The 12,624-nt window shown below is 46.0% G+C and carries 10 protein-coding genes; 4 read left to right on the top strand and 6 right to left on the bottom strand.

What is annotated here, in order from left to right; genetic code table 11:
• Positions 1-14 precede the first annotated feature (14 nt).
• The gene (locus tag AOU00_RS23760; protein WP_061831353.1) at positions 15-1,817 is read right to left on the bottom strand and encodes a vWA domain-containing protein; all 1,803 of its coding nucleotides are present in this window, start codon (positions 1,815-1,817) and stop codon (positions 15-17) included.
• A gap of 445 nt (positions 1,818-2,262) precedes the next feature.
• On the opposite strand from AOU00_RS23760, the gene AOU00_RS23755 reads away from it, so the two are divergent.
• The 3 genes from AOU00_RS23755 to AOU00_RS23745 all read left to right on the top strand — a co-directional run bounded on the left by AOU00_RS23755 (position 2,263) and on the right by AOU00_RS23745 (position 4,500).
• Positions 2,263-3,180 (top strand): hypothetical protein, encoded by a 918-nt coding sequence (locus AOU00_RS23755; RefSeq protein ID WP_061831352.1) that lies wholly within the window; start codon positions 2,263-2,265, stop codon positions 3,178-3,180.
• A 166-nt stretch (positions 3,181-3,346) separates the two neighbouring features.
• Positions 3,347-3,661, top strand: a complete 315-nt coding sequence (locus tag AOU00_RS23750) for a helix-turn-helix domain-containing protein (RefSeq protein ID WP_061831351.1) — start codon at positions 3,347-3,349, stop codon at positions 3,659-3,661.
• Positions 3,616-4,500 (top strand): IS3 family transposase, encoded by an 885-nt coding sequence (locus AOU00_RS23745; protein ID WP_155765264.1) that lies wholly within the window; start codon positions 3,616-3,618, stop codon positions 4,498-4,500. Before AOU00_RS23750 ends, AOU00_RS23745 begins: the two co-directional genes overlap by 46 nt.
• 90 nt (positions 4,501-4,590) lie before the next feature.
• Here AOU00_RS23745 and AOU00_RS23740 read toward each other — a convergent pair whose 3' ends face one another.
• The 3 genes from AOU00_RS23740 to AOU00_RS23730 form a co-directional block, all read right to left on the bottom strand.
• Positions 4,591-7,347: a PHB depolymerase family esterase gene (locus AOU00_RS23740; protein WP_069291806.1), complete on the bottom strand. Its 2,757-nt coding sequence runs from the start codon at positions 7,345-7,347 to the stop codon at positions 4,591-4,593.
• A 200-nt stretch (positions 7,348-7,547) separates the two neighbouring features.
• Entirely contained in the window at positions 7,548-8,678 is a 1,131-nt protein-coding gene (locus tag AOU00_RS23735) for a bifunctional cystathionine gamma-lyase/homocysteine desulfhydrase (RefSeq protein ID WP_069291805.1), read from the bottom strand.
• A gap of 1 nt (position 8,679) precedes the next feature.
• Positions 8,680-9,603 carry a PLP-dependent cysteine synthase family protein gene (locus tag AOU00_RS23730; RefSeq protein ID WP_023988377.1) on the bottom strand — a complete coding sequence of 308 codons (924 nt, stop codon included), beginning with the start codon at positions 9,601-9,603 and terminating at the stop codon, positions 8,680-8,682.
• 255 nt (positions 9,604-9,858) lie between these two features.
• On the opposite strand from AOU00_RS23730, the gene AOU00_RS23725 reads away from it, so the two are divergent.
• Positions 9,859-10,221: a hypothetical protein gene (locus AOU00_RS23725; RefSeq protein ID WP_069291804.1), complete on the top strand. Its 363-nt coding sequence runs from the start codon at positions 9,859-9,861 to the stop codon at positions 10,219-10,221.
• Positions 10,222-10,340: 119 nt separating this feature from the next.
• Here AOU00_RS23725 and AOU00_RS23720 read toward each other — a convergent pair whose 3' ends face one another.
• Entirely contained in the window at positions 10,341-10,640 is a 300-nt protein-coding gene (locus tag AOU00_RS23720) for a DUF6509 family protein (RefSeq protein ID WP_061831931.1), read from the bottom strand.
• Positions 10,634-12,601, bottom strand: a complete 1,968-nt coding sequence (locus AOU00_RS23715) for an ATP-dependent DNA helicase (RefSeq protein WP_069291803.1) — start codon at positions 12,599-12,601, stop codon at positions 10,634-10,636. The genes AOU00_RS23720 and AOU00_RS23715 overlap by 7 nt, the downstream gene beginning before the upstream one ends.
• Positions 12,602-12,624 lie beyond the last annotated feature (23 nt).

Raw genomic sequence — 12,624 nt, 5'->3', positions numbered from 1 at the left:
TCCTAAGGGTTCGTTTAGCTGTTTACTGAAATAAACTCCAGTAAAATGGTTTTGTCCACACTGGCTAACGGGATCGTCAGACGATCACCATTTTTTAGTTCAAGACCGTTGCCTGTGTCTACAGCCCGTCCGGATTTTTCAATCGTAATCTCGGGGGTACTGCGCACAATAATACGATCCTGATTGGCTGGTGTGAACACGACCTTGTCGGTTCCAGCAAATTCCGGTGCCAGTTGCAGCAACTGGTGCAGATTAAATTTGCCCCGGAAGGTGTTCAGCTTCTTGTATTGCGGATACGTTTTTTCGCCGGTGTTCTCATCCCGGATTTCCAGTACGATTTGACCGACAAAGCCACGGTTGGCCTTTTTGACAGCCTTCCAGATGAAATACGCGGCAACCAGCAGAACGAGCAGTCCCAGCCCTAAAAGAATGAGTGGCATTAACTTGGACTTTTCAGCAGGTGTTGTTGGCTGCGTCGTGCCCGTATTCGTACCGCTCGTCGCCCCTGCTTTAGCACTGATGGTTACAGGCTGTGTTTCACGGTAAAAGCTCTTCTCCTCTGCTCTAACGGTTAGTTCGTAGTCATGCTCATCTGGAATCGTATAGGAACCGGTAAAAGAATCCCCTGCATTGGTTAACGGCACCTCATTCGTTGTACCGGAATCCAGATCCTTGACCTTCAGAACAGCATTCATATTCGCATATAATTCCTGATCCTGGAGCTGCTGGCTATTGCTTGTCAGGTAGGAACGAATTTGAACTGCATCGCCTTTTTTGTATGATTTGGCTGACGGTGCGTCCATTTTCAGCTCCAGATCATAGTTAAACACCAGATTAATATCAATCTGATCCTGCTGGACTCCCTTGACTTGGAGCTTCCAGTCACCAGCCACAGGCTTAAGCAGTTTAATCAGCGAGTAGCTTTTGGACTTGGACAGCAGCACATCGCTCGAAGGAATTGGCTTGGTGTTGCCCGACGGGTCTATCAGTCTCGCATCCACCGGTTTTGAGGACATGATCGAAATGTTAGCCTCCAGCACACTATCGTTCGGTACGGTTACCGTTACATCCTGATAGTCGCCGTTTGCCGTAATGGACTGCAAAGGCACCACTTTCAACTTCAAATTGCTGGCGAAAATTTCACTCAAAATCTTCGGCAGGTCATCCGCTGAGCTTGTAATAAAAGATTTGCCGCCCGTTTGCTGCGCTATGTCGGCGAGCTTGTTTTTATTCAGCTTTCCATCTGCATTCAAGCCGATGGTGTAGATTGGAACGCCGCTATTCTTAGCCTCAGCTACAGCCTGTGCCATATCCTGATCGGATTGGCTTTCGGTTCTGCCTGTCGTCTTATTAAAATCGTTGTTACCGTCGGCCAGCATGACGATCATAGGCGCATGTCCAGCTGTTTTACCATCTTGCAAAATGCGGATCGCTTCCTTGACACCCACGGAGGTGTCAGTATACGCCCCCCGGTTCAGTCCGTCAATAAACGTCTTCAGTTCCTGCTTATCCGCTTCGGATGTAATATTAAGCAAGGCTTTCTCGCGCTGTACGACATCCGTATATGCTACAATCCCGACTTTGTCATTTTGGGTCGACAGCATATCAATGAACATTTTCATGGCTTCATTGCCAATTTTCCCAGGATCACTGGTGTTCATCGAATTACTTACATCGACGACCAGCACCGCATCCACCTTAGAAGCAGAGGGTGAAGCGGCATTCGCCATCTGTGGCTGCCATGCCAAAATCGAGGTCATGATCATTGTACATATGATTCCGATGACCAAAAACCATTTTCTGTCTCTACTAAACATCGCTTGTACCCCTTTGCCAGTTAATTCTCATTCTAAATTACAGTTGTACTCCCCTACTATTAAATTATAATGAGTTTTACATGAGCGCCAGCTGAAAATACTGCCCGAATGGTCTGAATCCAACCAAAAAGCCTGTTATACCGCGTGATTTTACCAATATCCTGCAGTAATGATATAATTATACCCCAACAAGGGCAATCGGGCACCAGCCTTCTCCTTTATACGACAAAAATGACAGTAGCGAAACCCGCCCATGTAAAATATTGAAATAAAAATCCAAGTAGAAAGAGGAAGTACACTATGATCTCATACGGATGTCTGGCGATTATGTTTCTTTTTGTCGCCATCAAATCACTAATTTACTATATACATAAAAAACGGGCCCCGTCGATTACACAAATCGACACCGAGCTTCTAGCACTGCTGAACCGGAGAAGTGAACGCAATGAATAGTTCCAAACAAGCTGTACAATTTCGCCCATTTACCCGCACAGAGCACGCCTTCCAAAAGCTAAGAGTCTGCAAGCGTTGTGGGCAATTTACCGCCCTTTGGGAAGAAAAGTGCACATCATGTGGTCGGGATACACTAGTTCCTGTAGAGCAATATGCCAGACTCAGAGCCAAACGTTATTTTCGTAAAGACCTTGCTGTCAGTGTCATATTGCTGGCCGCTACTGTCTTTTTCGGCCACTCACCGCAACAAATGCTTTTGTGCGGTATCGTCGGTGCGCTTCTTCTGCTGCCCTTAGTGCTTCTACAGCAGGGTATTTATCCTTATGAACAGCGTAGGCAGCTTATACGTCTGTTCAGAGGTCGTATAGAGCAGATCCAGGAAGGACTAAACATTAATCATAAAAACGCGGTTGCCCTGCGGCAACTCAGTGAGCGTGTCTCCTATGAAATGCTGCGTGAGATGGCTGTACTCATTCACAATGATCGGATAAGGCTCCAGCAGGTCGCCCTGCTGCAATCTTTCGTTCTCCGCAAAGACATGGAATTAACGCTCGATCCCCTCCTGATCAAGAGCTTCGAGCCGCTTATGGTCAGATATATCGGAGAGATTGCCAGACTCAATCGTGAGCTGATCAAGGACCGGACATTCCGATACGTAGTCTTTTATGAGCGCCGTATTCTGGAATTGGCAGGGGGCGAAGATATTCTCGTCCGCGTAGCCAGTGCAGCTGTCCGTAAAAAGCGCTACGTAGTCACCCATGCCGCTTTCATTTCCAGATATGTACGCAAACTGCCAAAGGAACGAGTCCAGCGTTTATATCATATCATTCAAGAGAATCCGTTAGAACCCTTTGGAGATTTGGCCGATGAAGTAAAGATCATGTACCTGATGGAGCAATATAAAAGCTAAGCTGCCACAATACCCTTCTTTATATGACGTCATCTCGATCACAAATCACTGCAATGAACCAGCAAAAAACCGTCAGGATCGCCAACGTGCCTGAAGTGCACCCCTTAGAATAGACATTGGAATAACCCCCTGGTTTATCCGATGAATTTCTAGGGGGTGCATTTTTATGCCAGCGAAAAAAGGACAGAAGTTTAAAGAGTATACGTTTGAAACCAAAGTAGAGGCCATACGGCTTCATATCGAAGAAGGTTGGACATATCGTAAACTCATGGAGAAGTTCGGTATTGCAGATCGACATCGGTTGAAAGAATGGATGCGGAAGTACAAGGAACTCGGTGAATTCGGACTTATGGACCAACGAGAACGACGGAAGGAATATATGGACCAGGACAGGTACGTCCAAAAGTTAAAACGGGAAAATGATATGCTAAAAAAGTGTTTGGAAATCTGGATGCAGGAGATGAGGCGCACAAGTATGTAACGATTGAGAAGGCCGCTAAAGAGTATCCAGTTAGCGAACTCTGTAAGCTGTTTAAGGTCTCTAGAAGTGGATATTACGCCTTCTTAAAACGGAGAGAAACAGATCGAGATCGGGACGCGAAAGCACTTGTGAAGAAAGTGTATGAGCAGTATAACGGAGTCTACGGCTACCGTCAAATCCAACTATTTTTGCAGCACGATCATGGAGTCTGGATGAATCATAAAAAGGTACTTCGGCTCATGCAGGTCTTGGGAATCCGCTCACAAATTCGTCGGAAGCATCGCTGCAATTATGCTTCTTCTACGGAAGGTCGTGTGGCGAAAAATCCGCTAAAACAGGATTTCAAGGCTGACAAACCAAATCAAAAATGGGTCACAGATATCACGCAATATCGAGTGGGTGATTGCTGGCTATATCTGTCTGCGATTAAAGACTTGTTCAATAACGAAATTATCGCGTACCAGATGAGCCATAGAAATGATAACGAACTGGTTTTACAGACGTTTCGACAAGCCTGGAAACAGCAAAAAGACGTGACTGGCCTCATCGTTCACAGCGACCAGGGATTCCAGTACACGTCCCATGCGTACCATGACATGCTGCCAAAGGTTGGCGCCCGAATCAGCATGTCTCGCCGAGGCAATTGTTATGATAATGCCTCGATGGAGAGCTTCTTCTCGCATCTCAAAACGGAAGGGCTCTACCCCTATGATATCCGAAATATGGATGAGGTACAAAGGAGAATAAAAGAATATATCCAATTTTACAACCAATGTCGACCACAACGAAAGTTAAATAAGCTGCCTCCGAAAGAGTATCGGAAGCAGCTTATAGCCTAGGGGCTTTTTTCAGTGTCTATAAAATGGGGGCTTGACCAGCCTCCAGACGGTTTTTTTTAATTATAGATTATTATAACATTATTATCTTTTTTATTGGCCTTGCAGTTTTTGCTGCGCATGTCTAATGGAAGTGAAGTTAAGAGCACGCACTCCCTTGCTATCATACACAATGATCTCTTTATTTAAATACGGGTGTAGACCATTAAAATATCCAGGCATAATTAGTCTGCGCATAAATAGGTTTTTACCCAGTATACGGGGTGAATTGGTCGCTACAACAAGCATTTGCTGGGTTGCAGACCATGGGCTAGGTTGAATATATGACAGACAATACTCGCCTGCCGTAAAGTCGTCGCCCAATGTATACCCTTCCTCCGTACATGTAATTTGCAGATCGGCCTGGTGCTTTTGAAGCAGCTCATGTCTGGACAAGCCCGAAGTGATACAAATCACGTTGCTATCAGCCAGTGCTTCCTCCGTAATATCATTAGAAGACACCACGGGATAATGAACACCGATATACGGATTCCAAGTTGCTGTTCGTGGGCTAGCCAAGGCGTTCGCCGTCCGTCTCACCGCCTGCTCTTCCTCCGGTGTAGCATAGCTGGATGGAAGGACAATGTGAAGACGATCCATATAAACGTCAAGCACACCCATACCGTGGCTCAAAACGTTTCTTCCCACGCTTTTCGAGCCCACCGTTTTCATTTTGGCATCCGATTCTTTTGTAAAGCATCCACTGCTTTCTTCCTCCCGTTCGGCAATCAAACGGTATTCAGGTGAGGGGCGTTTATGTGACTGTGTTTTAACAAAGCGAAAGCGGCTGTATTCCCGCAAGTCCAACACGAAAATACGGGCTCCGATACGAACCTGGGCCAGCTCCAAGGGCATGACCTCTTGAGAAAGATGAATGATAAATTCTTCGGCGTGAACCGCCTCGATATCCAACTCACCTGTGGCACTCATTTCACCGTACAACTCAGCATATTCCTCATTTTCATCCATTCGCGTCAGTTCCAGCCAGTAAGCCCGGTTATGTCTCCCCCGTTCCGTCCGATAGGCAATACGCTGAGGTACGACATCTCTTTTCCATTGCATAAGCCAACCCAGTACGCCGTCCAGAAGTCTCAGCTCATGCGTATCCCAGTGATTAGACTGCCGCTCTACAACACCTCTAAAATGATCAGATAGAAGCTCTGTTACAGGGGCTGTGTATGCTTGTGCAAATAAGTAATCCTGATCTCCGCATACATTCAATATTGGCATATTCAACAGATTTATCAGATGCTTAGGATGTGGCGCTCCAGAGATAACCGCAATAGCCGCAAACCGAGAAGGATAAGCCTGTGCCATCGCCCAAGCAGCGTATGCTCCGTTCGAATAACCCGTCAGATAGACCCGATCTTCGTCCACTCGATACGCTTGCAGTATGACATCCAGCCCCTCCAAAAAAGCAGCTTCTCCAATATAACTGCCCAACGTTACACCACGGCACGAAAAAGTAACGAATATAGCTTCCTCTTCCCAGCCTTGCCCAAAACCTCGATTCTGAAAATCCGGCAAACCCAGCTCATATCGCTTGCCTGGCATCAGGACGATCAGAGGATACTGTCGGTCAGTCGAGTAGCTTCTAGGAAGCTGAATGGTATAGCGTTGCAAACTATTGTCCAAACGGGAGACAAAAAATCCTTCCCCAATTCCGTCATTAGACAAAAAAATGTGTTCTTCTTGAAGTAAGGATGGGGGCTGTGACTGTTCGGTATGTCCATTTGTGAAGATCTGTTTTAGTAGCTTGATATATTCACGCACAATCCGGTAATCCCAGATTTCAAAAGGATCTTCCGGCAAATCCGTTAACCTTTTTAATTCCTCAAGCAGGCCCTCTATTTGTATTTTCTGCGCAGAAGGAAGAATATCTATAGCGCGGGCTTGAATGTACCGGTCATACTCTTCCTGCAAGCCCTCCACGACGACTGACAAAGGCCGCACAAGTGCCGAATACACAAAACGATGCTCCACAGCCTCATGATCCCGATATGTAACGGTGAAGTGCAGCATTCCCGTATTCCTGGCCTTTTCCTGATCCCAGTCATAGCTTTGCTCCTGCTCCCAATGTGCTGGAAAGCGATCCAGCTTTATGCCTTCATCATTCGTTACCTCGACCCATAACGTTTGATCTAAGGGAAGATCTATCCGATCCTTACGCAGTAGATAAAATAAGATCGGGCTGTCTTCACCCTCCCTGCCAGCACTTTTCTCAACCTCTAGCCATGCCATATGAAAACGTATATTACGCTCTACAAATTCACGATGCAGTTCTGCCACATCTGGTTCGTCGCATACCTGATTTCCACTGATACGAATAGAGCGGGCCTCCTCAGGAATAAACGCAGCAATGATAACTACCGTGTGATCGCCTTCCTCCAGATACAAGCGAAAAGGACCGGATTCCGCATATACCAGTGTGCCATCTATCCAAATTTGTCCCGTTCCTTCAAAGGGTCTGAAAATCACTTCCTGTGCAACCATACAACGAAGATTTGAAACCAGCAAAAGCCTTTCTTGTTCGGCCAAAGGCGGAAAAACACCTAGATTCAGTTCCGCAGTCCGAGGGTCTAGCTCGGTCAGTAATCGGCACGCTGCCTTTCCTCCGGCTGAAAGCTCTATTCCTTCTTCACCACAAGCCTTTTCCAAATTCCAATTCTCATGGGCAAAATAATTGGACCATTCCCTGCCCACACCGCAATTTTCCGGGAGCATGACCGGACCGACTGCATAAGCAGACCTCAGACGTACCGGATGATCCGACAGCACAGTTGTTGCTTTTTCCAGATGTGTGAACCTCATAACATTCCCCCTCCAGGTTTTTGTTTCCTCAGAGACGTAGTCGCGGTTATATATCCCGTTTAACATTCAATTGAACTATATAAAACTATTCGTTATTACATCTACGTACTCCTCTGTTCTTCTCAAAAAAGTAGCTATGATAAAAAAACAAAAAAAAGAGGCAGCCTCAGCTACCTCTCTTGATCATTACACTTATTTTCTTACAATGCTGCCTGTAAGTCTTCGATCAAATCTTCCAGATCTTCGATCCCAACCGAAATCCGCACCAAACCTTCGGTAATGCCTAACTCTGCACGACGTTCTACCGGAATAGAGGCGTGCGTCATACGTGCCGGAACGCTAATCAGACTTTCAACCGCTCCCAAGCTTTCAGCTAGTGTAAAATATTTTACCTTTTTCAGAAGTGCAACCGCGTTAGCGTCACTACCTACATCAAAGGAAATGATACCGCCAAAGCCTTCAGCCTGGGTTTTGGACAGTTCATGTTGTGCATGGCTTTCCAGTCCAGGGTAGTACACTTTGCTAACCTTCGGATGTTTTTCCAAAAAGGCTGCAATTTCCTTCGCATTTTGCTCAATCGCTTCCATACGCAGACCCAATGTTTTAATACCGCGGATCAATAACCAAGAATCCTGCGGGCCGAGAATAGCACCAATGGCGTTTTGCAGAAAATGCAGTTGTTCTCCCAGCTCGTCGCTGTTCACAACAGCCAGACCGGCTACAACATCGCTGTGGCCGCCCAAATACTTGGTAGCAGAGTGAATGACGATATCAGCCCCAAGTGTAATTGGCGTCTGCCAATAAGGGGTAGCAAATGTGTTGTCGACGATCAGTAAAAGATCATGTTTTTTTACAAGCTCCGAAACAGCACGGATATCAGTAACCTTCAAAAGCGGGTTCGTTGGCGTTTCGACATACAATGCCTTCGTATTCGGACGAATTGCTTTGGAGATGGCTTCCAGGTCAGTCGTATCCACAAATGTGGATTCAATTCCGATACGGCTGAGCACTTTGCTTACAATACGGTAGGTGCCTCCGTATACATCATCGGTCAGCAAAATATGATCCCCTGCGTTAAACAGTGAAAATACCGCATGAATGGCTGCCATACCCGAACCGAAAGCAAAACCACGCTTTCCTTCCTCCAGATCCTTGATCAGCTCCTCCAGAGCAAACCGGGTCGGATTGCCTGTACGCGAATATTCGTATCCCTTATGGACGCCAATTTCCTCTTGCTCATAAGTGCTTACCTGATAAATAGGAACGTTAACCGCGCCTGTATGGGGATCGGTAGGAAGCCCGCCGTGAATCAGTTTTGTTTTGCGTTTCATTTTATATCCCGCCTTCATATATTTTTTTGCTCAGATAACGTTCGCTGCTATCCGGGAAAATGGTAACAATATGTGCGCCATCCGGTGCATTTTCTGCTTCCAGTAAAGCGGCATGTAAAGCAGACCCTGAAGAACTGCCAACGAGAAGACCTTCACGTGCAGCCAGTTCCTTGACACGGTCAAAAGCATCGACATCGCTAATGGTGTGAATGGCATTGAAATATCCTTTATCCACAAATTCAGGGATTAATTCCATGCCAATTCCTTCCGTTTTATGTGGGCCTGACTCGCCGCCATTCAAAATGGACCCTTCTGGCTCCACGATGACCGTTTTAAGGGCTGCATTTTGTTCCTTAAGGTAACGCGAGGTTCCCATAAACGTTCCCCCCGAGCCTGCACCTGCCACAAATACGTCCACTTTGCCGTCCAGATCGTTCCATATTTCAGGTCCCATTGTCGTATAGTATGCCTCGGGATTATCCGGATTACTGAATTGCCGTGGCAAGTATGCATCTTTTATTTCAGCAGCTAATTCTTTTGTTTTTTCGATAGCTCCTTTCATCCCCTCACTTGTCGGGGTATGAACGATGCGTGCTCCCAATGCCTTCATCAGGTCCTGCTTCTCTTGGCTGAACTTCTCAGGCACAGCAAAAATAACCGAGATATTATAATGAAGCGCTGCCATCGCAAGACCAATACCTGCGTTGCCTGCTGTTGCTTCAATTAATGTCCCCCCTGGCTTCAGCTGACCTGTTTTTAATGCTTTTTCAATTAGAGCCTTCCCCACCCGATCCTTAACGCTGCCGCCGGGATTCATAAACTCCAGCTTCGCAAACAGGCGAATTCCTCTCGGTAGAGAATAGCTGTTCAGCTCCACTAATGGCGTGCGTCCGATGAGTTCAAGGGTATTTTGATATACATTCATAATTTCAAGCTCCTTTTAATGGCGAATCCAAAATAAACCAATGGTCAAAAATTAACGCCTATTGTCGGAGAAGTTCGCTATCATCTCCGAGAAAACACAGTAATACGGTAAGTATTGATGCAATAAGATTTTATGTGTATTTGAAGCTTTTGTCAAATGGACCAGTCACAATACCCACACCCCCTGCCTACTTGCTCGATATGATAGAGAAGATGTCACAAAATGTCCTTGTGCAACATAAGGAGGAGTTCATATATGGGAAAGCAATTTCTGAAGATAGCTGCCGTATATTTTGCTCTTAGTGTGCTGCTTAGTGTAATTATTGGCGTGTCGGGTGATCACAGCCTATCCAATGTTCAGTCTCATACCCATTTGTTGGGTTGGATGGCACTTGGAATAATAGGTCTGATCTATGTGACCTTTCCTGCACTTTCAGTTACTATTTTGGCACATATCCATTTTTGGATGCATAATATCGGTCTGCCCGTGTTGATATTGGCGATTATAGGTGAAAATTACAAAGTTCCAGAGGCTGGAGTTTGGATCGTCATAGGATGGGTGTTACTCGCGGGGGGGACTATGCTGTTTATGGTGAATGTGTGGGATAGACTGCGCTAAAGCAAATAAGTTCTCTTCAATGGCCATAAAAATAAGGAGCCTGATCATGTCAGGACTCCTTGATATCTTCATTATATGTTAGCTATATACCAGCTTTGCTAGCTAAGTGTTCTATACTATTACTTCACTGTTTCATCCTGTACATGTTCTTTACAGAAGGTCTCAACAGCTTGCAACTCATCATCTTCAAGTTCAAGATCAATGTAACGATTCGTTACTTTTTCAATTAATTCATACTTTAGCAGTCCCGTCTTTTCTTCGTCTACTAAATAAAGACAACGGATATACAGTCCGTTTTCAGTGTATAGCTCGTCGTCCTCCTCTACCTCTACATCAATGATAAATTCATAACGCTGTCCAGTCAAAATACCAAAAGCATCTTTAATCTGATCTACTGTGTACGTTGTAAAGTTCAACATGTTTTTATTCCCCCCGGGTTTCCTTCAATTACGGTGCATTCTACGCCCGCAGGCAGTAGTTGTTCAACTTGTGTACGTACTTCTTGACGACTCAAATCCTGGCCCATGATGGATATCCAGCCCCGATCATTACGCGAGCGAATTAAACGCCCTATGCCTTGTCTGAGTCTAAGTGCCATGTGAGGCATATCTATCTGAATAAACGGATCTGCTGCATCCTTGCGCAGAGCCGTAAAAACCGGATCATTCGGAGGAAATGGCAGTGACCAGATAATGACGTGCGACAGAGAAGGTCCAGGAATATCCAATCCTTCCCATAATGTAACAGCGCACAACACACTTTCCTCATCATTCTGAAAAGCTGAGATCAGATGGCTGATTTCAGCCGAACCTTCGTACAGAAAACGATAAGCAGACGCCTCCGGGTAGGCAACGAGACCCGTCTGGAATGCAGCCAGTTCTTCCTGTGAAGGAAACAGGATAAGCGCTCTTCCCTGTGATTTCTCCAGCAGTGCCAGTGCTCTCGGGATTGGATCATCCCCCGCTTGCAACGGGTACAGTGCAGCTTGCATCTGATCGCTGTAGTCATAAGGTGAAGCAACAGAAAACGTTAGCGGATTTTCAATACCGAGACTCTGCGCCATATAGTCAAAAGAGCTTTCTACGGAAAGTGTAGCTGAAGAGAATACGATCGGTATATGCTGCGCAAATACTCGTTCTTTGAGAATCTCTTTTACCATCTTCGGCATAACCACAAGCGTTAATCCATCCTGATCCTCCATCACCCACGAAATGAGAAGTTCAGGACGCTTAAACAAAGCCAACGCGGTTTGAATCATTTCCAAATGTTCTTCCACAATTTTGACTTGATACTCATCCAAAGAGAATAGCCCGCTTTCAAATACAAGCTCTTCTTCGATCGTGCCGATCAGTTCACCAAAGCGGTTTACCTCTCTAATCAGTGACTCATTCAGAATGAACTCCTTGCGATTAGAACCCTGTACAGGCTGACTGTTCTTATCAAGCGCAGCGAACAAAGCCTCACTTTGGGAGATCGCATCTTCGATCGTCATTGCCAAAGATTCCCGTACTTCTCCCTCCAGCAATCGGGTAATTATAGATTCAAACTGAGCGTGCTTAAGCTTGTAGGTAAGCGCATTTTGTGCCGCTGTCTCCAGCAAATGCCCTTCGTCAAAGACAACAGAGCTGTGCTCCGGCAGCAACGGCAGCTGACCCTCGCGCTTTCTCGCTTCGTAGGTCCATACATGCTCCATATAAAAGTCATGAGAGCAGATGACCAGATCTGCCGCTTTACGGTAATGATCACGAGACAACGTCTGACCGCAACGATGCCGCTGATGGCAAACGAGACAGTCTTGAAATACATCCCATCCGAGTCTGCTCCACTGTCCATCTGTTAGCTCGGGATATTCCTTTCGGTTCCCGTAAGGAGTAAAGGATTGTAACGTATCTGGAAAATGAACAAAATCCGGCAGTTCCAGATAAATATCACGGAAAACATCTGCGTCCTCATCCAGTCCGCCTCGCACCTCATCCAGCTTATTCAGACAAATATACTGATCCGGCGACTTCCCCAATCTGGCATCAATCGTCAGATTCAAATGCTGTGCCAGCTTGGCAATATCCCCTTCCGGCTTTACCAATTGTTCAATTAACGATTCGTCCGCACAGGCGATAATCGCCGGTTTTCTCATGTATCGGGCATATGCAATAGCGTACAGCAGGTATACGAGCGTTTTACCAGTGCCCACACCTGCTTCTGCAAAAATGGTCTTTTTTTCCTTATAGGCACGTTCTAGCTGGAATGCCATATAAATTTGTTCATCCCGAACCTCAAAGCCGACTTCAGGCAAAACTTCATAAAATACATCCGCAATCCAGTCACTTGCCTGCTCAATAAACGGCTTGGACGGATCAAAGGCAAAAGGGTAAGTAGTCAATCGGGCTGTGCCTCCAATTCGTT

The sequence above is a fragment of the Paenibacillus polymyxa genome, from assembly GCF_001719045.1.
GTDB classification, from domain to species: domain Bacteria; phylum Bacillota; class Bacilli; order Paenibacillales; family Paenibacillaceae; genus Paenibacillus; species Paenibacillus polymyxa_B.
This window is presented reverse-complemented; position numbering and strand designations above follow the sequence as displayed.

Bases quoted from the DNA above. Each gene is read 5' to 3' on its own strand.
- AOU00_RS23760 (WP_061831353.1), bottom strand. From the start codon at position 1,817: ATGTTTAGTAGAGACAGAAAATGGTTTTTGGTCATCGGAATCATATGT.
- AOU00_RS23755 (WP_061831352.1), top strand. From the start codon at position 2,263: ATGAATAGTTCCAAACAAGCTGTACAATTTCGCCCATTTACCCGCACA.
- AOU00_RS23750 (WP_061831351.1), top strand. From the start codon at position 3,347: ATGCCAGCGAAAAAAGGACAGAAGTTTAAAGAGTATACGTTTGAAACC.
- AOU00_RS23740 (WP_069291806.1), bottom strand. From the start codon at position 7,347: ATGAGGTTCACACATCTGGAAAAAGCAACAACTGTGCTGTCGGATCAT.
- AOU00_RS23735 (WP_069291805.1), bottom strand. From the start codon at position 8,678: ATGAAACGCAAAACAAAACTGATTCACGGCGGGCTTCCTACCGATCCC.
- AOU00_RS23730 (WP_023988377.1), bottom strand. From the start codon at position 9,603: ATGAATGTATATCAAAATACCCTTGAACTCATCGGACGCACGCCATTA.
- AOU00_RS23725 (WP_069291804.1), top strand. From the start codon at position 9,859: ATGGGAAAGCAATTTCTGAAGATAGCTGCCGTATATTTTGCTCTTAGT.
- AOU00_RS23720 (WP_061831931.1), bottom strand. From the start codon at position 10,640: ATGTTGAACTTTACAACGTACACAGTAGATCAGATTAAAGATGCTTTT.